Raw genomic sequence first — 22,852 nt, 5'->3', positions numbered from 1 at the left:
ATTCTTTTCAAGAAGCCTGGCGCTCCCATCCCAGGTGGTTATGTAACCACGTATCGTAAGCGTCCATGTCTACCCAACCCACTTGATTTCCGGGACGGATGCGCCAGCTGTTATGGCGTTTGATCACGGTTTCAATGGATTGTTGGGTAGCCTGCCCCAGACGTGGATGCAGGTCCTGATACATCAGGTTTCGACCCGCTCCGTGATAGTCCACACCCCGCAAACTGCCTTTAGTCAGTCGCAGCCCAGGCAGGCGCATGTCCAGTAATACAGGGTGAAGGACGCTAAGGTCTGTGTGCGCCAGTTCCGCCAGCGTCAGGCCCGTCGCCCTGGCCTGCCAATGCATCCAGGCCAGCGCTACCTTATCCAGATCGCTGATGGTTTCTTCGTTTTCATCCGGCAGCGCACCGCCGCCAATTTGGCTGTGCGCGCCGATAAAAGGCATTTCCACGGTGTTCATGGCCTCTGCCAGGGCGCTTAAAGGGAAGTAGGCGCGGTGTTCATGCATGGCGACGGCATGAGCAACCCAGCTCCAGGCGTCAGACACACCCAGGCGGTATTGGGAGTTGCTGCCGCCTCCCAGCCCGAACTGGGCCACGGTGTCGAACAGCCCTAAAAAACGGGGCGTGATGCAGGCACGGATGGCGCCGCGCTGCGGATCATTCAGCACAAACCAGCCCTGCTGCACGTGGTCCAGAATTCGATTGGAAAAGTCTCGTGCCAGTGCCGCTCCCCGAGAAAAACCCAGCAAGTCCACGGGTACAGCGATAGGAGCCGGGCCTTGTTCCTGCATGCGATTCAGAAAATTGTTCCATTGCGACTCCAGAATCTGCCCCGCTCGCCAAGCAGTCAGTGCATCCCAGTTCAGGGTGACTGGATCCCCCGGCCCTTCGGTGTAATGCACCGCTCCATCCTGATACAACTGCGACAGTTTCCACACATTGCTATTGGTAATAGGAGCCTGTCGTGTGCCATCAAAGGCGAACAGGAGCAGGCCGGTGGGATCAATATGACGCAAAGGCTGTTGCTGTGCGTAACCCACGGCCTGGGTCTGCGGCCATGGTCCTAGAGGGTCCGCTTCCAGATACTGCCCGTGATCGGGTAGATAGGTACGCAAGAGATTGTCGTGCCAGCCGGTAGCCGATTCCGCGTACTGCCCCGGCAGGCGTAGGTTGAATTCCAGGGTTTCAAGCAAAGGCTCGGCCCGTCCTAAAGGGTTCAGGTCGGCAGCCCAAACCGGCTGGGTTTGCTGATCGCTAATCAGCCGCACAGCTCCCATCAAATCACTATGCAGGTAATACAGCTGCCCTTGTCCGTCTGGCTGATAAACAATCATGCCTATTGGTGTCAGCCCGGCATACAGATAGCGCCTGGAGATGAGCTGGCCGGGTGTAGCTGGTAAATCCAGCTCAGCCATTAATTGCTGGCCGTGAAAGAAGAAGGCACGCTCTTGATTGCCTTGCTGGCGCCAGATACGTTGGCCAAAGGCATCGTGCCGGTATTCGACCAGTGTGGAGCTTGCTGTTTGCACACGCTTCAAGCGACGGTTGGGGCCGTAGTCCAGATTCAGGTTTCCGACGGCTTTCGCCGTGCCGGAGGGAGAACGCTGAATGGAGGCGGCTGGCTTCGGGTGGCGTGCAGCAAGGCCACCGTTGTGGCTCCAGGCCAGCCACTGTTCGGGTTCTGTCTGGTCCTGGCGGAAAGCGATGAGCCGGCTTTGGGCGTCGTAGTGCAAGAGCCAATGACGGGTTTGCTGTAGCAGCGGGTATTCATGACGATCCTCCAGCACCCTGCCTTGGGCATCCAGACGGCGGGCTTGTGTCCAGGCAGGTTTGCCATCCGGCTGCAAAAGCATCAAATCCACCGCTTGCCCGCTGCTGTTCGCATGGCTGATCAGTTGCAGGCCATTTCCCCAGGCATAGCCCACCTCTTGTGCGTGGATCACGGTCTGGCTTTGCCCGGTTTGCTTGATCCACTCCAGAGACAGCAATCGTCCGCTTTCGTCCCAGTGATAGCGTAGCTGGCCACCTTCCGGCAGGGTGTGCCGCGTCAGCTTGCGCTGCTCGTCGTACTCAAAGCGCTCGGTCCAGCGTTGGCCGGGACTATGGCGGCGTTCCAAGCGGCGCTCTTGTAGTAAACCGGCCCGCAATTTGAGCCATTGCGTTTCTGTGGGATGACGAATACGCAGCGCGCCAGGCCCGAGCCAGTCCAGCTCACTGCGTTCAGTGTCCTGACCTTGCTGATGCTCAAGACTGCTCAGGCGTCCCTGTTGGTCGTATTGAATTTGGAGCGCGCCTCCTTCGGCATATTCGAGGTACGTCAGTTTGCCATTCGGGTTCCAGCGCCGTGTTTCGCTTCCATGCTGGCTGGTGGCCCAGCTTTGCAAGCGCCCTTTTTCATCCAGCTCCAAACGTAATGCTCCCCAGCCGCCCTGCCTTTTCTCCAGTCGAGAGAGCGTTCCATTTGCCCGGCGTTGCGCTGTCCAAGGTCCGGCCTGCAACCAGCGCCCTTGCGGGTCATATTGCCACTCCGTGCTGTGGACCGGGCAGTCCCTACACAAACGACTTTCCAGCTTTTGTAGCCGCTGCAGGCCTTGATAGTCTCGGTAATAGAAGCGATGTCGCTCCGTACCTATGGACCATTCGCTCAGACCTGGCTCATAGCGTGCCGTCCAGTCTTGCTTGAAGGCGTGGGAGATCAACCTATTGACTCGGTCTTGGGCGTCGTACTCCCATTGTTGGACTGGCTGAGGGGCTTGCCCCGGTGCTTGCAGGCTGCTGCCACCCAAACGGTGCGACCAAGCTGCGGGGGCTGGATGATAGAGGCGTTGCATGCCGTCCGGACGGCTGACGCTGGCCAGCCAGATTTGTTGATCCTGCTGTTCCAGAAGCAAGCGAAACGGCCCGGCCGGGGTTTTAATATTGATAGCCGTAGCCGTAGCCGTAGCCGTAGCCGTAGCCGTAGCCGTAGCCGTAGTTGCCTCCGTCGTCGCTGCTACTGCGGCCGTTCCCGCTGCCCTTACCGCTCTTGTGACATGGGTCAGGGAACTGGTTTTAGTTTGGGATTGAACCTGTCCTGATGCCTGAACTTGAGTTTGGTTTTGTCCTGGTTCTTGACTCTGCTCCGGCCCTGGTAGCGACACCGACTCCTGCGTTTGGCTTTCCCAGTCAAACACCAGCGCTTGGCCCAAATGATTACGGACAGTGTTAACCGCATACGCCTGCGGATGCGTGCCCGCAAAACGTTCTATATCCAGCCACTGCTGGGTAGATATACGCACATGGATTAACCAGCCCTGCTCATCAAACCGCAGAATCAAACCATTCGGCCCTTGCCAGAACCAGCCCGAACTTTGCCGCTGTGCAGGTGGGTACAAGCGCGTTTGTCTTCCATCCGGCATGAACAAGGCATGGCCTTGCTGCCGCAATTGCAGGTCGTAATTCAAGGCCCAGCCAGTTTGCCCAAGTGTCGGTGTGGGGTTTCGCCCCTGCCCATTCCAATGACGCTGTAATTGCAGCAAAGGCCAGGCCTGGCTTAGCGGCAGGTCTGTATCACTTTGGTATTTTTGTCCGCTGAGCAAATCCACTGGATTGAGCAAACCCATATCCGTTGCGGGCTCGGCCTGTTCTCCCAAGGCGGCCGCTGGTGCGCAGCGGGTGGAAGATGGAGGCAATGGGCATTCAAGCGAGCTTTGTGACCAGACCAGGGACGGCAAGGTGGTCAAGAGCAAGATTAACCATGGCAGAAACGCGGCAGGCATGAAGGACTCTCCAAGACGGGGAAAATCCTGCTATCTTGCAGGGGTGTGTATCCTGAAAGTCGAATCAGAAACACAAAGATCCATAAGGAGAAACCGTATGCTAGTCGTCTTTAAAAGCAAAGCCGCCGCCGATGTTCTGATGTTCTCTGAACATGCCATGCCTATTCTCCGGGCCGCGGGGCGTTCCTATCCTGATGGTTTGCCCGAGCGTGGCGTGTTCACGGCAGAGCAACTGTCCGAAGCTATTGGCAATATTGAGCGAGCGATCGGGCAGGACCGGGAAAACAAGCATTCGCCCCACGAGGACGAAGACGATGAAAAGGAACACCCGATTTCACAGGCCGTGAGTTTCAGCCAACGCGCCTATCCTTTGCTGGATATGTTGCGGCAGGCGAATAACACTGGCGTGCCGGTGATGTGGGAACCGGCTGATAGCTCCTGGTAGTCCCTGGAATGTCGGCCTGCCGACAATTTGGCAGGCCTTCTTTGCTTAAGCTCCAAAGTTGATCTATTTTTTTTCGGAGATCGTCTATGAGCGCTATGGTGCTTGTGATCTTTAGTCCTCGCCAGCACATAGAGCTGGTCACTCCTATACAAACCATTGATGCGGACAGCGGCAAGCAATCGCGTGACTGGTTTGATCGCACCTGGCAAGAGCTTGGCTGTGAACCCCTGCGGGCCAGCGGCAAAGTGCTGTTGCTGGACAAGATTATGGGCGTGGCCGATGCCCTGGGTTACACGCTGCTGTCGCAAGACGATGAGCGCGCCCAGGAATTTGCACGTCATTGCTTGCAAGCGGTGGGCTCCATGCAAGTTACTGTGGATTTGCCGGGTTTGGCGGTCACGTACTGATCTGCGGCAAGGCAAACAAAAACCGGCTCTTGGGCCGGTTTTTTTTCTTTCTGATTCTTCGGCAAGGGTTGCCGTGTGTGCTGTGACACCCTTATCCTTGCCTGCACCATCTTCAACTTCTTCCTTCCCAGCGCCATGGATCTGAACACGCTAGAAAAGTACCTTGATGCCTCACCTGTGCTGCAAGCGCATAAACAGTATTTTCTGGACCTGGCGCAACCGGCGGTTGCGATCCGTTTGGGGAAAGGCCAGGGTCAGCCTTTGCAAAGCCGCTTTGGTGGCCAACCTATGGTTCCTCCAGGCTTTACTTGGCCCGAGCATCCGGACGGTGAATATTTATTTGTCGGCCAGATCAATTTTGCGGAGCTGCCGGAAGGACCGGATCGCCCAGCGAATTTGCCCACGAGCGGGCTGCTGTCGCTGTTTTACGGTATGGATCAGGAAGACGCCATTTTCTGGCGCGATGAGGACTATCTGAAGGCTTTTTACTGGCCGGACACCACTGATTTTCAAGAACTTCAGGCCCCTCATGATTGGGGTACAGCAAGTCGGGAAGTGCTGTTCGAAAACTGCATTGATATTCCTCGCCATGAAGAGCTGCGCAAGGATTGGCCAGTGGATATGGACGAGCTGTATGACTGGTTTGAGGAGCTGGAAGAAAGCGGCGACTTGCCGCGCGACTATCTGCTGGGTCGCCCCTCTTGGGACAGCCTGGGCTATGACCCTACGCCGACGCAGGACAAGTATCCCAGTCAGTCGCCGTGGCGTTCACTGCTGACCTTGCAGTCCCATGATGAGTTGAACTGGTGCTGGCAAGATGGTGCCCGTTTGATGGCCTTTATTGAAGAGGACAAGCTGCGCGCCAAGGACTTCAGCCGTCTTCAAGTGGATTGCGGCTAAACAGGGGGCAAGCGCCGTGTGGTGAGATTGGTCGTTTAGAGGCATATTGGCACAGCCATTTGTACTGTGCCGCGAGCATTGGCTTTACGCTCTGGTGCCGAACAGCCGAACAGCCGAACAGCCGAACAGCCGAACAGCCGAACAGCCGAACAGCCGAGCCAACTGGGCTAGTCAAACTGACCAGGTCCAGTCCGGTCAGACCTGGCCGAGTCCGGTTTATCTACGGTGTGGGGCCACAGACTAATGGCCCGCCCACGAAAAACCCGCCTTGTGGGCGGGTTGCGGGCAGAGCGACGATAAGCCGGGCTGCGAAAGCGGGTCAGGCGCGGTTATGGTGAACCGGGCGGGCGCTTGGGTGGGATCACCACCCAAGTCGCGACATGAAGACGGTATTAAGCCGTGGTGGCTTCAGCTTCTTGCTGGGCGATGGTGTGGCGGTTAACCGCACTCAAGATCGCCAGGAAGGAGGAAGTCACGATGTCGGCGTGGATGCCCACACCAAAGCCCGATGGGCTGTCGCCGATACGCATTTCCACGTAAGCGGCAGCGCGGGTTTCAGCACCGGAACCGATGGCGTGCTCGTTGTAGTCCATGATCTTGATGGACAGATCCAAGGCATTCACAAAAGCAGAGATCGCACCTTCGCCCGAACCCTTCAGGGTGCGAACCTGGCCGTCGTGCTCCACATCCACTTCAATCGTGAATTGCTGGCCGCTGTCGGCGTGAGGCTGGCTGATGATGTTGTGCTTGAGCAGCTTGTAGTGCTTCTTGCAGTTCAGGTATTCGGATTCGAAAATGCCGTACACATCTGCAGGCGTCACTTCCTTGCCGGAAGAGTCGGTGACGCGCTGAATGGCGCGGCTGAATTCGATTTGCATGCGGCGTGGCAAGACCAGACCGTGCTCTTGTTCCAGCAAGTAGGACACACCGCCCTTGCCCGACTGGCTGTTGACGCGGATCACCGCATCGTAGCTGCGGCCCAGATCGGCCGGGTCGATAGGCAGGTAAGGGACTTCCCAGATTTCGTCGGCTTTTTGCTGGGCCAAACCTTTCTTGATGGCGTCCTGGTGGGAGCCGGAGAAAGCGGTAAAGACCAGATCGCCCGCGTAAGGGTGGCGTGGGTGCACGGGCAACTGGTTGCAGTACTCGGCGGTGCGACGCACTTCGTCGATGTCCGAGAAGTCCAGTTCAGGGTCTACGCCCTGGGTGTACAAGTTCAGGGCCAAGGTCACCAGGCAAACGTTGCCGGTGCGCTCGCCGCTACCGAACAAGCAGCCCTCGATACGGTCTGCGCCCGCCATCACAGCCAGTTCAGCGGCAGCGACCGCAGTGCCACGGTCGTTGTGCGGGTGCACGCTCAAGGTGACGTTGCTGCGCTGTTCCAGATTGTTGTGCATCCATTCGATCTGGTCGGCGTACATATTGGGTGTGGTGGCCTCAATCGTAGCGGGCAAGTTCAGGATGACACGTTCGTCAGCGGCTGGACCCCAGGCTTTCACGACGGCGTTGCACACCTCCAGAGCAAATTCGGGCTCGGTAGTGCTGAACACTTCGGGCGAGTATTCGTAACCCCATTGGGTTTGCGGATACTTGGCCACTTCGTTCTTGACCAGGCGTGTACCGGTCAAGGCAATTTCCTTGATCTCGTCCTTGCTCAAGTTGAAAACAATCTTGCGAAAGGCGGGTGCACAAGCGTTGTACAAGTGAATGATGGCGCGTTTGGCACCGGCAGCCGCTTCAGCCGTGCGCTTGATCAGGTCTTCGCGCGACTGCGTCAGGACGATGATGGTGACATCTTCAGGAATGCGGTTTTCGTCGATCAGCTTGCGAACGAAATCGAAGTCGGTCTGCGATGCGGATGGGAAACCGACCTCGATTTCCTTGAAACCGATTTTGACGAGTTGCTCGAAAAAGCGCAGTTTGCGAGCCACGTTCATGGGCTCGATCAGGGACTGATTGCCGTCACGCAAGTCAGTGCTCATCCAGATGGGCGCTTTGGTAATGCGCTTGGAAGGCCAGGTGCGTTCAGTGAAGTCGCGATCAAAGGCGACAAAAGGACGATACTTTTGAGAGGGGTTTTTCAGCATTGCCATGGGGATACCTGTCGGACAAAAAGTGTTGATTACTTCTTGCCGTCACCAGCGATTGCAGCATTTACGTAGGCCGGTGGCGGCACAAATGACGTAGATGTGGCTGAGTATTGGCTGCCGAACTGCCACGGGACACTAGGCCCGGCAACCGGACGCTAGTAGTAGCAGCTGGGATAGGCTGGAGGCAGGGGCCGAAGAACGGCCTTCACGCACGGAACGCGACAAGGCTGCTTCAGCGGCGGGGCTGAAACCTTGGCAGGCGTAGGAGAATTGGCGTGCGTGAGTCATGACCGTTAGTCAAACACAAAAAAAACAGGAAGGCAAGCTTTAGGCTTGTGGCTCGTGACGTTCGTAGTCGGCTTGCAGCAGGCGGCTTTGCTGCTCGGCCAGTTCGATTTTGCTAAAACGTCCGGAGCGCAACTCGCTATGGGCTCGTTGTAAATCGCCCACAGTCAACGGGCTGCGCTGGTCGGGCCAGCACCACAAAATCACTTCACGGGCCGGACGGCTGAGTGATCGGGCCAGTTGAGCTACCGTGGACTCGTCGATAATGCGTTGCTGGTTGCGTCGCATGACCCCTTGTACGAAGCCATACAAAAGATAGGCAATAATGAGGGTTATGACGCCCACGACCGTCCACCAGAAAAACGGGTTGTATTGCTTGATCAGCGCCAGGTTTTGAATGCTCAAGGCCTGCAGGCCGGAGTAATCCAGGCCACGCCCAAAGCTGATAAGACGGTTGAGCAGGTCCCACCAGATAATGGCGACCACGATAGTGACTACGGTGCAGATAATAGTGGCCGTGGCGCACAGCTTGAACAGTGTGCTGCGCAGAGCCTGACTATCGTTGGCGGTGGGTGTCTGGGCGTTGTCAGTTTTCATGGAAACGATTGTACCTATGCTTACGCGTCAGTCACTAGATTTACGCCAGCAGCAAACGCTGGTTTTGACGCCGCAATTGCAACAGTCTATTAAAGTGTTGCAGCTATCGGGGGCCGAGCTGGAGCAGGAGTTGGCTCAAGCTTTGCTGGATAACCCCTTGCTGGAACGTCTGGACGTGCAGACGGATGTCGCCGCCGAGCCATTGCCCGAAGCCGCTTCGGGCGAGGCGGAATCCTCGTGGGCGAGCCTTGAGTTTCCCAAACATCAGGGAGATTCGGACGACCCTGACTGGACCCCTGAATCGGCCATTGCCCAGGACTTGGCGGCTTATTTAAGCGAGCAGCTGGGACTGTTGCGTTTGAGCGACCGTGACCGCGCTTTGGCCCAGTTATTGATCGATGAGCTGGACGATAACGGCTACCTGCCCGTCTCGCTGGAAGAGGTGCTGGACTGCCTGCCCGACGAGCTGGATATTGATGAAAGTGATTTGCGCTGTGCGCTGGCCCAGGTGCAGTCCCTGGACCCGGCCGGTGTCGGTGCGCGGGATCTGGCCGAGTGTCTGGACTTGCAACTGATGCAACAGGCTCAGCAATTGGAACCTGCCTTGCTCGACTGCGCCCGCTATCTGGTGCGCGAGCATGTCGGCATTCTGGCCTCTCCTAGTCAGTTGCGTCAGCGCTGTGCCGGCCGCTATTCGGCCGAGCTGGTCGAGCGCGCCCATCATCTGGTCTTGAAGCTGGACCCCAAGCCGGGGCGGGCCTGGACGCAGGACGTCTCGGCTTATGTGGTACCCGATGTGCTGTTGATTCGCGGCAAGGACAATTGGCAGGCGGCCTTGAATCCCCTGGCTGTGCCGCGCCTGCAATTGGTGAATCTGCACGATTACGAAATTGAAGCGCACCCTGCCTTGCTGGCAGAGCGCCAAAAAGCGACCGGCTTGCTGCGCAGCGTTAACAGCCGTTTCGTGACGATTTTGCGGGTGGCCCAAGCGATTGTGCAGATGCAGCAGGACTTCTTCACGCAAGGTGTGTCGGCGCTCAAACCCATGCAATTGGCCGATCTGGCAGCCGAGCTGGATTTGCACGAGTCTACGATTTCTCGTGCAACGCGGCAAAAGTACATGCAAACACCGCATGGGGTGATGGAGCTTAAACAGTTCTTTACCGTGGCCTTGGCCAGTGCTGATGGCAAGGCTGATCTGTCGGCGGCTTCGGTACGGGCACAGATCGCGCAGATGATTCGTGACGAGTCGCCAGCCAAGCCTTTGTCGGACCAGCAGATTACCGACCTCTTGCAGGCTCAGGGCCTGACTTTGGCGCGCCGTACGGTGGCGAAGTACCGGGAAGCGGAAGGTTTGGCACCAGCTTCACAACGCAAGATGCGGGCGGCGGCTGGAGTTTAGGAGCTAAACGCCATAGCAGCTTAAAGATGCTTGGTGGGCCCAGAGGCTCACCGTTCTGGCTGACAAGACCTGTCAAAAAAAAACAGGGCCCGCATACACGCATGAACAGGCCCTGCAAAAGCGGAGTTAGACCCTGCTAGCCAGACGGAGAACTGGATGGCAGGGGGATCGCTGGTCTACTTAGAATTTCATGGTGGCCGAAGCCAGGAAGGTACGTGGCGAACCTTGGCCATTGCTCAAGGGCACGACCCAGTAGGCCTTATTACCCACGTTTTCCAGGCTGGCGCGCAAGGTCACTTCCTTGCCGGCAAAGCGCGTTTTGTAGCGCATGCCCAGGTCATAGGTGGTCACGCCCGGCATGTAGTAGCTGTTGCTGGCGTCGGCATATTGCTTGGACTGGCTGTGCAGGTTGGCATTCAAGGTCAGGCCCTGAACAAAAGGCGTATCCCATTCAATTCCGGCTTTGGCGACCCAGCGGGACAGGCCCACGGCCATACGCCCTTCGTTGCTCGGGTTGCTGGCCTTGCGAATCTTGGGGTCCAGGTAGGCAATACCACCGGTCAAACGCCAGTTTTCGGCAATTTGACCAAAGACCTGCACTTCGACCCCTCGGTTGCGCTGACGGCCGTCGTAGCTCAGGTTGGGCTTGCCGTTGAAACGTTCAGCGCTCTCGTAGCTATTGGGTTGGGTGATGTCGAACAGGGCCGCTGTCAGAGCGTAATCCCCGCTGTCGTACTTCATCCCGATTTCGTATTGACGTGTTTTCTGGGGCGCGAAGATCTGGCCTTCGTTGGCGTAGTCGTCACCGACGATCATTCCTTGTGTCAGACCCTCGGCATAGTTGGCGTACAGCATCCAGTCGTCACGCAATTGCCAGACACCGGCAATGGTGGGCGTCAGTGCATTCTTGCTGTAGTTGTCGCTCTTGCCGCTTTTGTCTTTGGTGCTGACCCACTGCTGGCGCAGGCCCAGCGTCAGCTGATATTTGCCATCCGCAAAAGACAGGGTATCGGCTAACGCTGCACTGTACAGATAGCTGACGTTAGGCGCACTTAGCCCATTCATGGGGACATAGGGACGAGCCGGGTAGTCTGGGTCGTAAATATTGATGGTCTCGGACCAGCCTTTGATGGACGTGTTGTCGCTGCGCGAGCTTTTGCGGTTCCAGTCCACTCCGGCGCTGATGGTGTGGTGCACGGAGCCGGTGTCGAAGTTGTAGAACAGACCACTATTGGCGGCCAGGTTGTAGCCGGTATTGTTGCGGCGGGTCGCAGCCAGTTTCAGGTCCCCTTGCTCGTTCAGCAAGGTGCTGCCCTTGGTGTTGTAGTTGCTCATCTCGGACTTGCTGTAACCCGCAGAACCGTAGACCGCCAACTTGTCGTTGGCAGCCCAGTCTGCACGTACCAGTGCGGTGGTTTCACGCGTCAGGCCAGCCGCCCACGGTACGCCCAGCAAGACATTGCCTTTAGGTGGTGAGGGCAATGGGTTCTTGTCCAGCCCCTTGGCCAGACGCACGCCCCGGTTCAGACCGGAAATGTATTCTTCCAGGTGGTACAGGTCGGCAGACAGTTTGACTGTGCCCAGGCGATAGTCGGCCCCCAGAGAAATCAGCTTGTCGCGATTGGTGCGGTGGTCCACCACGCCCTCGCCGTCCTTGAATACGCCGTTCAAGCGCAGGCCCAATTCATTGGATTCCCCGAAACGGCGGCCCAGATCCAGATGCGTCCCGAATTGGGAAGGCTGGATGTAGGACAGGGTGACGTTGCTAATGGGATCATCCGTGGCGCGCTTGGACACCAGATTGATTGAGCCGCCCACATCATTGCTGGCATTCATGCCGTTCAGCACGGCAGAGGGGCCTTTGAGAATTTCTAAACGCTCTGCGATGGCCATCACGCGGCGGCCACTGGTCAAACCTTGCAAACCATTTAGAGACACGTCACCGGCACGGAAACCCCGTATATACATGGTGTCTTTGCCGCCCGTTCCACCTGCACCGGGGGTCTGTACGGAAGGATCGTTCTTGCTGATCAGAATGCGCAGTTCCTGACCTTGCAGATCTTCGATGTAGTCGCTGGTGTAGTTGATGGTGCTAAAGGGAGTGTTCATGACATCCCGGTTGCCCAGCAAACCCAGGTTGCCGCCGGTAGCGACATGATTGCCTTCATAAGCGGGCGGCAAGTCAATGTATTCGCTGGCTTTGACTTCAATGGTGGACAAAGACGTAACTGGGGGAGCATCGGAAGATTGAGCCCAACTGCTGCCCGCGCTGAGCAGGCTCAGGCCAATAAGATGAGAAATGCGCATGGATCTGTAAGTTAAATATAAATAAAAATGATTCTCATTAATGTTTCATTTGTAGCATTTGCTTGTAGGTGCTTCAAGCAGTTAGGCGCCTTTGTGATATAAAAACGACCCTAAAAAACTTATGGGTATAAGTAGACGGAGTAGTCGATTTTGCTCCGAAACCGCGCCGGAATCAGGGTTTCAGGGGGATTTTTGAGCAAAATCGAGGCCTCGTCTGACGCGAGGGTGGGAGTGCGTCCCATGGAACAGTTTTGGCAAGAACAGGTGATCTTTGCTTGGCAAGGGGGAGGCAAGGGAGCGGTGATGGCTCCTGGCTAATAAGGGAGCGGCTCAAGAAATTATTCTATTTGTGACTTGAACAGGCTTGAACTGTGTTTCGATACTTGTCGACTGCGACTGCGACTGCGACTGCGACTGCGACTGCGACTGCGACTGCGACTGCGACTGCGACTGCGACTGCGACTGCGACTGCGACTGCGACTGCGACTGCCAGGGCGGGAGGCAGGGCGGGAGGCAGGCAGCGGCAGAAGTCCCCTTCCGCCGCTGCCCCTCTATCTATCATGCTTAGCTAAATAACCAGGGTTCCTGTTCCCGGCGCCGTTGCTCGTAAGCCTGGATCTGATCCATTTTTTGCTCTGTCACGCTGATATCGTCCAGCGCCAGCAGCAGGCGGTGGCGGCGTTCAGGCTCCACCTGGAAACGGATGTGCTGGTTGGGACCGATCAACATGCAGGCCTCCAGATCTACCGTCCATTCATCCCACGGATTTTGTGTGGCTGTGGTGAATAAACCATCAATTTGCTCCGCAGCCATCTGGATGGGCAATATGCCGTTTTTAAAGCAGTTATTGCGGAAGATGTCGGCAAATGAAGGGGCGATCAGCACGGCAATGCCCAAGTCCTTCAAGGCCCAGACGGCGTGTTCACGGCTGGACCCGCAGCCGAAGTTCTCGCGTCCGAGCAGAATCTGGGCTCCCTGGGCGTGCGGCTGATGCAGGCAAAAACTGTTGATGGGTTCACGCTCGTCCAGTGGTTTGCCGGGGTAGCCAATGTCCGCGTACCGCCAGTTGTCGAAGGCATATTGTCCAAAGCCAGTGCGCGACAAGGATGTCATGTACTGCTTGGGTAAGATAGCGTCGGTGTCTACATTGGCGCGGTCCAGCGCAATCACGCGCGAGCGCACGGAAGTAAAAGGTGTGTTCATGCGGCGTCCCAGTTACGGATATCAACAAGATGGCCCGCAATTGCAGCGGCAGCAGCCATGGCGGGGCTCATCAGGTGTGTACGTCCCAAGGCGCCCTGCCGGCCCTCGAAATTACGGTTGGAGGTGGAGGCGCAGCGCTCGCCCGGGTTCAGGCGGTCTTCGTTCATGCCCAGGCACATGGAGCAGCCCGGCTCGCGCCATTCAAAACCGGCTTGCGTAAAAATCTGGTCCAAGCCTTCCTGCTCGGCCTGACGACGTACCAGTCCCGAGCCGGGTACAACCAAAGCTTGCAGCACTGTGCTGGCCACGCGTTTGCCTTTGATCATGGCAGCGGCGCTGCGCAGGTCTTCAATACGGGCATTGGTACAGGAACCGATGAACACCCGGTCTATGGTGATGCCTGCCAGCGGCTGCCCGGCCTGCAAAGCCATATAGTCCAAGGCGCGTTGGGCATCAGCTTGTTTGCCCGTGGCAGCGGCTAATGGATCAGGTACAAGCTGGTCGATGGCCGCCGCCATGTCGGGCGATGTGCCCCAAGTGACTGTGGGGGCGACCTGCGTGGCGTCGATCAGCAAGTGCTGATCGTATTGGCAGCCTTCATCGCTGATCAGCGTGCGCCAGTACTGCTCTGCTTTGTCCCATGCCTCTCCTTTTGGTGCCAAGGGGCGGCCGCGCACATAGTCCAGGGTCTTGTCGTCCACAGCGACCAGACCAATACGGGCCCCCGCTTCGATCGCCATATTGCACAAGGTCATGCGCCCTTCCATGGACAAGGCGCGGATGGCGGGGCCGGTAAATTCGATGGCACAGTCCCGTCCTCCATCCGCACCCATGCGGGCAATGATGTGCAGGACCAGATCCTTGGCGGTGCTGGTGGCAGGCAATTCACCTTGCACATCGACCTGCAGGCTGCGCATGCGTTTTGCGGCCAAGCATTGCGTGGCCAGAACATGCTCCACTTCGGAGGTGCCAATACCAAAGGCCAAGGCCGCAAACGCACCATGCGTGCTGGTATGGGAATCTCCTGCCACGATGCTGGAGCCGGGCAAGGTCATGCCCTGCTCGGGTCCGATCACGTGGATGATGCCCTGGCGCTCGTCATCCAGGCCAAAGTAGCGCAGGCCAAACTCCCGGCTATTAATCTCCATCTGGTCGATCTGTGCCTGCGCCAACGGATCTTCCAGACGCTGATTGCGGCGGTGCGTGGGCACGTTGTGGTCCACCGTGGTCAGCGCAGTTTCCGGGCGACGCACTTGGCGTCCGGCCAAGCGCAAACTCTCGAAGGCTTGTGGACTGGTGACTTCGTACAACAACTGGCGGTCTATGTAGATCAGATCATGCTCATCGTCTACCGTCGCAACGCGATGTGCATCCCAGAGCTTTTGAAAAAGGGTGCGGGCCGTGCTCATGGTTGGCATACTTTCAAGGCGTAGGCGGGTCCCGCTTTGTGCAGGCGACTTTGAATGGGCTCTTGCGTCAGGGCTGCGATTTCTTCGGCTAAGGGCTGGAGTGCTTCCAGATTCAAGCCTGTTTCCACACCGCTGATCTGGAACATATGGGCCAGATCTTCCAGGCTGGCATTACCGCTGGCACCGGGGGCGTAAGGGCAACCGCCCAAACCGGCCAAGGCTGCGTCGAACCGACGCCCTCCTTCGCGATATGCGGCCCAGGCATTGGCCAGAGCCAGCCCGCGGGTGTCATGGAAATGGCCGGTGACGCCTTGTTCACCATATAAGCTCAAGGCAGCCTGAGTCAGGCGTTCTACATCCACGGGCGAACCCATGCCGGTGGTATCGCACAGGCTGACGGAGCTGGCTCCCATGCGCTGCACTTGCTGCATCAGTGCAATCACGTGCGTGGGGGCGACGGCGCCGGTAAAGGGACAGCCAAAAGCGGTGGACAGGGACACGTTGACTGGCGTTTTGCCCGCCGCTTCCAGCACTTGCTCCAGCTGGGCCAGTGATTGCGCAATGTTCATGCGCAGATTGGCCAGGTTATGCGCTTCAGAGGCCGAAAATACAAAGTTCAGCTCGTCCATATTGGCCGCTAAAGCACGCTGTGCACCGCGCAGATTGGGAACCAGGGCGGTGTAGCAGACTTGGGGCGCGCGCGCGGTCAGGCGAGCCAGCTCGTCGGCATCCGCCAGGGATGGGATGGCTTTGGGCGAGGTAAAGGACGTCAGCTCTATCTTGCGCACGCCGCATCGAGGCAGTGCTTGCGCGATACGCAGCTTGTCCGGCGTAGGCACCCAGCGTGGCACAATTTGCAGGCCGTCACGCAAGGTGACATCAGTTAATAACACGGTACTCATTCCACGATTCCTTGTTCACGCAGAGCTTGGCGGCGCTCCGGGCTCATGCCCAGTTCTTGCAGGATGCTGTCTGTGTGTTCACCCAACTCCGGCCCCAACCATTGGGTGGCACCGGGGCTGCGGCTTAGCTTGGGGACGATGCCGGGTATGGTCAGTTCCTGGCCGTCCTCCAAGGTGTGTTTCTCCAGCATGCCGCGGGCCTGGTAATGCGGGTCATCAAGAATGTCGGCGGCGGTGTAGATGCTGCCGCTGGGGACTTCCGCCAGATCCAGCACGCTCAGTACCTCTTCCAGACTGCGGGCGCCTGTCCAGTCGCCAATAGTCTGGTCCAGCATGGCGCTGTGTTCTACACGTCCGGCGTTGTCGGACAAGCGTGGATCGCTGGCCAGATCAGGGCGGTTCATGGCCTGCATCAGACGGATGAAAATCGCGTCACTATTGGCGGCAATCACTACCCATTTACCGTCGCCGGTGGGATAGGTGTTGGAGGGGGAGATACCGGGCAGGCTGGCCCCGGTACGTTCGCGCTGATGACCGTTCAGTTGATAGTCTGGAATCAGGCTTTCCATGATGGCAAAGACAGATTCATACAAGGCCACATCAATCATCTGCCCCTGCCCGCCTTCCTGACGTAGATGGTGCATGGCCAGCAGCGCACCAATAGTGCCGTATAGCGAAGCCAGCGTATCGCCCAGGCTGACACCGGCTCGTACAGGGGGCCTATCCGGATAGCCGGTGCCATAACGCAGGCCACCCATACATTCTGCAATGGCGGCAAAGCCGGGACGACGGTGGTAGGGGCCGTCCTGCCCATAACCGGAGACGCGCACCATGATCAGGCGTGGGTTCAGTGCGTGCAGCGTTTCCCAGCCCAGGCCCCAGCGTTCCAGCACGCCGGGGCGGAAGTTTTCAATGACGATATCGCTTTGCAGGGCCAGTTCACGAGCAATCTCCTGGCCGTCGGGCTGGCGCAGATCCAGCGCAATGGAACGCTTGTTGCGACTTTGCACGCGCCACCACAGGGAGGTGTCTTTGTGCAACTGCCGCCAGCGGCGCAGCGGGTCGCCCTTGCCGGGCGGTTCGATCTTGATGACATCGGCCCCGAATTGGGCCAGCAGGCTGCCGGCATAGGGGCCGGCAATCAAGGAACCCAGCTCCAGGACTTTGATGCCTTTGAGCGGGGGTTCGGTAAAGCTGTTCTTATCCATTTCTGTTTCCTCCAGTTATTGATTTTGGGATAGAAAAAGAAAGTAGAAAAGCAATCAAATATTATGCTGCCATCGTAAAAAACGTGGATGGAAAATTAAAAAAACCCGCATGAAGCGGGTTTTATTTTTTAAAGCGTTCTGGGTAACCAAAGAATGATTTCGGGGAAGATTGTCAAAATCACAATCGCCAAAATTTCCAGTGCCACAAAGGGCAGAGCCCCGCGTGTAATCTGCTGTAGCGATATTTGTGGGGCAATGCCCTTGATCACATACAGGTTCAAACCCACCGGCGGCGTAATGACGGCCATTTCGCAGGCAATAATCATCACAATGCCAAACCATAATGGATCGTAGCCCAGCGCCACAATTACAGGCAGTAAAACAGGTGTGGTGATCAGGATAAGAGAAACAATATCCAGGAACATGCCCACGACAATCAGGAACAACAGCACAAACAGGAGAATGACCCAGGCTGGCTGAGACGATGCCGTAATCAGGGCCACCAGCTTTTGCGGAATCATCAAGCGGGTCATGATGTAGCCAAACAGCAGCGCTGCGGCCAGAATCAGCAAAATCATGCCACTGGTGACGGCGGTGGAGCGCAGGATCTGCAAAGCCGTGCGCCAGTTCATTTCCTTGTAGGCAATGGCAATGATGAATGCCCCTGCAGCACCAATACCGGCCGCCTCTGTCGGAGTAGCAATACCCAGATAGATCGTGCCCAGCACCAGCAGAATCAGCAAGGAAGCAGCCCAGATGTCTTTCAGGGCGGCCAGTTTCTGTGCCCAGGTAACGACTTCCGAATTGCGCGGGGCGGACTCTGGCTTGAATATCGCAACCAGAGCGACATAGATCACCATCATGACGGTGACCATCAAGGCGGGTAGCAAGGCACCAATGAACAGCTTGCCGATGGATTGATCCGCCATTTCGCCATACAGCACAAAGCCAATGCTGGGTGGAATCAGCAAAGCCAGGGCACCGGCCGCAGCAATCGTGCCGCCAGACAGGCTGGGCGAGTAACCACGCTTGAGCATTTCTGGGATGGCAAAGCGACCAATCGTGGCGGCACCCGCCACGCTGACCCCGCTCATGGCACCGAAAACGGCCGAGCTGCCCACACTGGCTACAGCCAAACCACCGGGCAGGCGGTTCAGCCACAGATAGAACAGCTGATACAGCTTGCCGCCAATACTGGTGCGGGCAATGACCTCACCCATCAGAATGAACAGCGGAATGGCGATCAGGGAATAGCTGGCCATGCCTCGGTGCAAAGTGGCGGGAATGACGTCCAGGCCACCCAGGCCGGATTTCATCAGAATGCCGGAAATACTGGCAACACCCAGTGCGGCAAAAATGGGGGTGCCGATAACCATCAGGATGGCAAAGCAGGCCATCATCAGGCTGAAAATGAGCATGGAATCCATGTCAGAACTCCTTGATGCTGTCGTTGGATTCCACACTGTTCGGGATGAACAGCTGGCGCAGAGTAGCCAGGCCCAGCAAGGTGCCGCCCAGTGGGATCATGCCGTAGGCAATCCACAGGGGGAAGCGCAGCATGGAGGCCGAGCGGTAGTTACGGGCAATCGCTGTTTCCACCACGGAAATACCGGCCCACAACAGCACCAGGCAGAAGAACAAGATGCACAGCTGCGAAATGCAGGTGGCCAGGCGCTGGCCGCGTGGCGAGAAGCGCATATGGAAGGCTTCCACGCTGACGTGGCGGTTTTCCAGGTGAACCCAGCCGATGGACAGCCAGGAGCAGACCAGCAGCAAGTACACGCACACTTCGGTGATGTAGATGCTGGGGCTATTAAAGACGTAGCGTGCAATGACGCCGTAGGTGCAGGCAATCATCAGGGCGGCCAGTGCAACTTCGGCCACCAGAATGGCGAGCCGATTGCTACCGCGCGCAAATGCGCCCAGAAAATGAATAAGTGGATTCATGGTGTCTCCACACGAGGGATGCGCGCCGGTTTGTGGTCCGGCGCGCAGTCACGCGTGATCAGGGCTGGCGGGTTTTTTCGATCAGTTCCAGATAAGCGGGACCGTTTTCAACCTGCTTGCTCCATTCATCAATGGCGGCTTGGGTTTGCTGACGCATTTCGGCCAGTTGAGCGGGCTCAACACGATTGATGGTCACACCGGCTTGCTCGTAGCGTTGCAGGGCCTGGCCTATAAAGGCGTTCACGCGCTCAAACTGTTCTTCGTCGCGCTGGTGGGCGGCCTTGCTGATGATCTCTTGCAGATCAGGGGGCAGGGATTCCCACTTTTTGCGGTTGATGGTCAGCACGGACACATCAATACCGAAGTTGGCGATGGACAGGTACTTGGCCACTTCATACAGGTTGCGGCCAATGCCGGTCAGCAAGGGACGTGGGGTGGCGTCGATCACGCCACGGTCAAAGGCCAGGTACAGCTCGGAAGACGGCATGCCGGTAGGTGAGCCCCCCAGCAGTTGCAGGGCGCGTGCGTCCATGGAGCTGGTCGATGCCCAGACTTTGCCCTTGATGTCCGCGGCCGAGTTGATCGGTGCCTTGCGGCTGTAAAACTCGTACGGGTCCCAAGGGGCCAGGCCCAGCACCACGGCATCGTGGGTGTCACGCAGTTCCTGCTCGGCACCCAGCTTGAACAGACCTTGATCCAGGGCACGCTTCAGGTGGGCCGTGCTGTCAAACAGGAATGGCAGGGTAAAGATGTTCAGCGCTGGCACGGTGCCGCTGGGGTACGTGCTGGTCATGTTGACGATATCCACGTCACCGCGCGACAAGGCTGGCAGCTCCTCGTAGCCATCGAACAGTTGACCGGAATGGAACACGTTGATCTTGATGCGACCCTGGCTTTCTTTTTCCACGGTCTGAACGAAGTTCTCGATGGGTTTCCAGGCGTATTCGTAGGCCGGAGGTAAATAGGTTGAGAAAGTCAGCTCAACTTCTTGGGCTTGGGCGGGCGAGATGCCCAGCGCCAGGGTGCAGGCGGCCATCGCCGCTGTCAGGGCTTTTTTCATGAGAGTCTCCTGTGGTTTCTTTTTTTGTTGCGCGTTTAAAGCGTGTGTAGATGAGCGATCAAGTCTGCCGAGGGCAGGACTTCGGCGTACTTGCTGGCCATATCGATCAGATTGCTGCGATGTTGGGCTGCCGAGCGGTCAGCCACCGCATCTTCAGCCACGAACGGGGCAAATCCCGACTGCAAGCTGTCCACCACGCTGGCACGCACGCAACCGCTGGTGGTGGCACCGGCCACAATCAGCATGTCGCAGCCCTGATGGGCCAGCAAGGCGGGCAGCGGCGTGCCGTAAAAGGCGGAAGCCTGGGTCTTGTACAGGATGATGTCTTGTTCGGGGTCGTAGTCCAGCCGCGGGTCCAGCTCACAGGCAGGCGAACCACGCAGCAGGCAGCGCAAGGACGAGGCCTTGGTCAGCCAAAGATTGGCGTCGGCCAGATGGGCTTCGTAGCCGATGATGGTGAAAATAACGCGACCCTTGCCACGCATGGCGCGAATCAGGGTGTTGGTTTGTTCGATCTGGCTGTCGCAGTTCGAGGCCAGTGGCGTCAAGCCAGGCTCGGTAAAGCCGCGTTGAAAATCGATAACGACCAAAGCCGGTTGTTGCCCCATGGGCAGGGTGCCGTCAAAGCCCCCTTTCAGATTGTCGCTGTCGCGCATCTTGTTTCTCCCCTCACTCTCTATTCCTGACTTAAATAATCAGGTTCCGTATTATGTGCGTAGTCTGTCATCGCTAATGACGTGAGTACAGCGTCAAATTGCGATGGTGCTATCGCAATTGATGATGGCAGAGTGCTTGTCGACCCGCCCTTCCTAGGATGGAATACTGGCTTATGAACATCGATCCCAAATCTTTACGGCTGTTTTTATTGGTGCTGGAACGCGGCACCATCTCGGGGGCGGCCGAGCAGTTTCATATTGCGCCTGCCGCGGTCAGCAAGCGCCTGAGCGATCTGGAGCAGCAACTGGGCGCAGCCCTGATCGAGCGCAGCAACAAGGGTGTGTATCCGACGGCAGCGGGCAAATCATTGGCGGCCATGTCCCAGCGCCTGCTGGACGATATGGATGCCATGGGCGCGCTGATGCGCGACTTTGCCGGCGGGGCCACTGGGCATGTGCGGATTGCGGCCAACCTGTCGTCCATCACGCAGTTTTTGCCGCAGGCTTTGAGCTCCTTTATGGCGCGGCATCCCAAAGTGCGGGTGTCGCTGGAGGAACGTATCAGTGCGGGAGTGGCCCAGGCGGTGGCCGATAACAATGCCGATCTGGGCGTGCTGATACGCGGTGTAGGTAGTGCGGAGGTGGAGTACTACGACTATCGCCAGGACGAGCTGGTGTTGCTGGTGCCTGCTACCCATCCTTTGGCAGGACGGGGAGAACTGGCCTTTGCCGACACGCTGGATTTTGACTACGTAGGTATGCATACCGGCAGTCACCCCAATCTGTTGCTGTTACGCGCCGCCAGCGAGCTGGAGCGCACCTGGCGTTGCCGCGTGCAGGTGACCAGTTACGATGCCCAGTGCCGCATGATTGAGGCGGGGCTTGGAATTGGCGTGTTGCCACGTTCTGTGGCCGAATCCTATGTACAAAGCCTGGGCCTGGCCTTGTGCGTGATCAAGGAGCCCTGGACCTCACGCCGCGTGGCCTTGTGCGTGCGTAGCCGCTATAGCTTGTCGCCCGCCGCGCGCTTGTTGATGGACCATCTACTGCAGAATTGATGCGACTGTCGTTTTCAGGCCAAGACCGCAAAGGCAGGCTGCAAGCCATTCCCAAGGCCATATCGAGGTAAGACAGTTCTTAATGAGAATGACTCTTGATATTTTTAGGTTTCTTGATAATAATAGTTCTCATGTTTATCTGCATATGTAACGCGATCACCGAGCGTCAAGTACAAGAAGCAGTACGTGGCGGCGCTTCCAGCCTGGCAGACCTGCAAGGTCAGCTTGGCGTGGCGTCTTGCTGTGGCTGTTGCGCGGAGACGGCTCAGGACTATTTGCCCGGCGGACGCTATGCCAATCAGACCATGATTGCCAGTCTTGAAACCGCCCGGGTGGATTACGCTGCCAACGACAGCCTGATTCCTGCCCCTGAGTTCGGCCGTCTTGTTTGCCGCGCCTAAGCGCGTGTTTTTGATCAGGATTTTCCATTCCCGCTATTGCTAGTGGGAATGATTGTTATTGGTCCTGTTACTAACCCAAAAGTGCAACGCTTTCTGGGTGTTGAGCTGTTTTTTAAGCCATGGCACATGCGTGCATGGTAGCCTGTCACATTCATCCCCCACTGTGTTTTTGCCTGCATCGCGCCTGCGTGCGATCTGTGGCGTGAGCGGCATTTGTGGGGGCTCGGCGGCTCCTTGGGGGGAGCGCCGTCAGATTTACAGGAGAACAGCATGTTTGGCGATAAAGTGGTAATTCAGCATCTGAACAAGCAGCTAAAGAACGAACTAACAGCAATCAATCAATACTTCTTGCACGCTCGCATGTTGAACCATTGGGGCTTTAACAAGCTGGGCAAACACGAGTATGACGAGTCCATCGGCGAGATGAAGCACGCCGATATGCTGATCGAACGTATCTTCATGCTGGACGGCCTGCCCAACCTGCAGGACATGCACAAGATCATGATCGGTGAGAACGTGCCTGAACTGCTGGGCTGTGACCTGAAGCTGGAACAGGCTGCCCGTCAGACCGTGGTAGAGGCTATCGAGTACTGTGAGTCCACCCGCGACTACGTGTCGCGTGATTTGTTCTTGAAGATTCTGGACGACACCGAAGAGCACATCGATTGGCTGGGTACACAGCTGGAGCTGATCGAAAAAGTGGGCCTGCAAAACTACCTGCAATCGCAGATGGGCGACCACGACGAGTAAGCGACACAGTTCTTGCTGGTGTGATGCCGACAAGACATAAGCGGCTTGCTCTGGAATGCAAAACA

20 protein-coding genes are annotated in these 22,852 nt (G+C 57.4%); 7 read left to right on the top strand and 13 right to left on the bottom strand.

Going from position 1 to position 22,852, the window contains the following annotated elements:
• Positions 1–7: 7 nt before the first annotated feature.
• Positions 8–3,760, bottom strand: a complete 3,753-nt coding sequence (locus tag OSH04_RS16120) for a phospholipase effector Tle1 domain-containing protein (RefSeq protein WP_266108845.1) — start codon at positions 3,758–3,760, stop codon at positions 8–10.
• A gap of 97 nt (positions 3,761–3,857) precedes the next feature.
• Here OSH04_RS16120 and OSH04_RS16115 point away from each other — a divergent pair, with 97 nt between their 5' ends.
• The 3 genes from OSH04_RS16115 (at position 3,858) to OSH04_RS16105 (ending at position 5,512) form a co-directional block, all read left to right on the top strand.
• The gene (locus tag OSH04_RS16115; RefSeq protein WP_009463576.1) at positions 3,858–4,205 is read left to right on the top strand and encodes a DUF1840 domain-containing protein; all 348 of its coding nucleotides are present in this window, start codon (positions 3,858–3,860) and stop codon (positions 4,203–4,205) included.
• A gap of 86 nt (positions 4,206–4,291) precedes the next feature.
• The gene (locus tag OSH04_RS16110) at positions 4,292–4,612 is read left to right on the top strand and encodes a hypothetical protein (protein WP_009463574.1); all 321 of its coding nucleotides are present in this window, start codon (positions 4,292–4,294) and stop codon (positions 4,610–4,612) included.
• A 75-nt stretch (positions 4,613–4,687) separates the two neighbouring features.
• Complete coding sequence (locus tag OSH04_RS16105; RefSeq protein ID WP_266108843.1) at positions 4,688–5,512, top strand: YwqG family protein; 825 nt, start codon at positions 4,688–4,690, stop codon at positions 5,510–5,512.
• Positions 5,513–5,904: 392 nt separating this feature from the next.
• On the opposite strand, the gene leuA is transcribed toward OSH04_RS16105, so the two are convergent.
• The 3 genes from leuA to OSH04_RS16090 form a co-directional block, all read right to left on the bottom strand.
• The gene (leuA, locus tag OSH04_RS16100) at positions 5,905–7,599 is read right to left on the bottom strand and encodes a 2-isopropylmalate synthase (RefSeq protein ID WP_251197007.1); all 1,695 of its coding nucleotides are present in this window, start codon (positions 7,597–7,599) and stop codon (positions 5,905–5,907) included.
• Positions 7,600–7,737: 138 nt separating this feature from the next.
• Positions 7,738–7,890 (bottom strand): hypothetical protein, encoded by a 153-nt coding sequence (locus tag OSH04_RS16095; protein WP_155624357.1) that lies wholly within the window; start codon positions 7,888–7,890, stop codon positions 7,738–7,740.
• Positions 7,891–7,929: 39 nt separating this feature from the next.
• Positions 7,930–8,484 carry a hypothetical protein gene (locus OSH04_RS16090; protein ID WP_009460264.1) on the bottom strand — a complete coding sequence of 185 codons (555 nt, stop codon included), beginning with the start codon at positions 8,482–8,484 and terminating at the stop codon, positions 7,930–7,932.
• 16 nt (positions 8,485–8,500) lie between these two features.
• Between OSH04_RS16090 and rpoN the strand changes: the two genes are divergently transcribed.
• Positions 8,501–9,886 (top strand): RNA polymerase factor sigma-54, encoded by a 1,386-nt coding sequence (rpoN, locus tag OSH04_RS16085; protein ID WP_009460262.1) that lies wholly within the window; start codon positions 8,501–8,503, stop codon positions 9,884–9,886.
• Between the two features lie 180 nt (positions 9,887–10,066).
• On the opposite strand, the gene OSH04_RS16080 is transcribed toward rpoN, so the two are convergent.
• The 9 genes from OSH04_RS16080 to OSH04_RS16040 all read right to left on the bottom strand — a co-directional run bounded on the left by OSH04_RS16080 (position 10,067) and on the right by OSH04_RS16040 (position 20,578).
• A complete protein-coding gene (locus OSH04_RS16080) occupies positions 10,067–12,193 on the bottom strand; it encodes a TonB-dependent receptor (protein ID WP_060186555.1) in 2,127 nt (708 codons plus the stop codon).
• 564 nt (positions 12,194–12,757) lie between these two features.
• Positions 12,758–13,396, bottom strand: a complete 639-nt coding sequence (gene leuD / locus OSH04_RS16075) for a 3-isopropylmalate dehydratase small subunit (protein ID WP_266108842.1) — start codon at positions 13,394–13,396, stop codon at positions 12,758–12,760.
• The gene (gene leuC / locus OSH04_RS16070; protein ID WP_266108841.1) at positions 13,393–14,805 is read right to left on the bottom strand and encodes a 3-isopropylmalate dehydratase large subunit; all 1,413 of its coding nucleotides are present in this window, start codon (positions 14,803–14,805) and stop codon (positions 13,393–13,395) included. The genes leuD and leuC overlap by 4 nt, the downstream gene beginning before the upstream one ends.
• Entirely contained in the window at positions 14,802–15,707 is a 906-nt protein-coding gene (locus tag OSH04_RS16065; RefSeq protein ID WP_266108840.1) for a hydroxymethylglutaryl-CoA lyase, read from the bottom strand. The genes leuC and OSH04_RS16065 overlap by 4 nt, the downstream gene beginning before the upstream one ends.
• Positions 15,704–16,915, bottom strand: a complete 1,212-nt coding sequence (locus OSH04_RS16060) for a CaiB/BaiF CoA transferase family protein (protein ID WP_266108839.1) — start codon at positions 16,913–16,915, stop codon at positions 15,704–15,706. The genes OSH04_RS16065 and OSH04_RS16060 overlap by 4 nt, the downstream gene beginning before the upstream one ends.
• 128 nt (positions 16,916–17,043) lie before the next feature.
• Complete coding sequence (locus tag OSH04_RS16055; RefSeq protein WP_060186550.1) at positions 17,044–18,342, bottom strand: TRAP transporter large permease; 1,299 nt, start codon at positions 18,340–18,342, stop codon at positions 17,044–17,046.
• Position 18,343: 1 nt separating this feature from the next.
• Positions 18,344–18,862 carry a TRAP transporter small permease gene (locus OSH04_RS16050; protein WP_026483845.1) on the bottom strand — a complete coding sequence of 173 codons (519 nt, stop codon included), beginning with the start codon at positions 18,860–18,862 and terminating at the stop codon, positions 18,344–18,346.
• A gap of 58 nt (positions 18,863–18,920) precedes the next feature.
• A complete protein-coding gene (locus tag OSH04_RS16045; RefSeq protein WP_035268657.1) occupies positions 18,921–19,922 on the bottom strand; it encodes a TRAP transporter substrate-binding protein in 1,002 nt (333 codons plus the stop codon).
• A 35-nt stretch (positions 19,923–19,957) separates the two neighbouring features.
• Positions 19,958–20,578 (bottom strand): isochorismatase family protein, encoded by a 621-nt coding sequence (locus tag OSH04_RS16040; RefSeq protein WP_026483844.1) that lies wholly within the window; start codon positions 20,576–20,578, stop codon positions 19,958–19,960.
• A 173-nt stretch (positions 20,579–20,751) separates the two neighbouring features.
• On the opposite strand from OSH04_RS16040, the gene OSH04_RS16035 reads away from it, so the two are divergent.
• The 3 genes from OSH04_RS16035 to bfr all read left to right on the top strand — a co-directional run bounded on the left by OSH04_RS16035 (position 20,752) and on the right by bfr (position 22,787).
• Positions 20,752–21,636 carry a LysR family transcriptional regulator gene (locus tag OSH04_RS16035; protein WP_026483843.1) on the top strand — a complete coding sequence of 295 codons (885 nt, stop codon included), beginning with the start codon at positions 20,752–20,754 and terminating at the stop codon, positions 21,634–21,636.
• 131 nt (positions 21,637–21,767) lie between these two features.
• Positions 21,768–22,037, top strand: coding sequence for a (2Fe-2S)-binding protein (locus tag OSH04_RS16030; RefSeq protein ID WP_009460253.1), 270 nt, complete (start codon positions 21,768–21,770; stop codon positions 22,035–22,037).
• A 270-nt stretch (positions 22,038–22,307) separates the two neighbouring features.
• Complete coding sequence (bfr, locus tag OSH04_RS16025; protein WP_035268652.1) at positions 22,308–22,787, top strand: bacterioferritin; 480 nt, start codon at positions 22,308–22,310, stop codon at positions 22,785–22,787.
• The last annotated feature ends 65 nt before the right edge of the window (positions 22,788–22,852 follow it).

The sequence above is a fragment of the Alcaligenes nematophilus genome (assembly GCF_026344155.1).
Taxonomy (GTDB): Bacteria; Pseudomonadota; Gammaproteobacteria; order Burkholderiales; family Burkholderiaceae_B; genus Alcaligenes; species Alcaligenes phenolicus.
The sequence above is the reverse complement of the archived record's forward strand: the minus strand, read 5'-3'. Positions and strand labels throughout refer to the sequence as shown.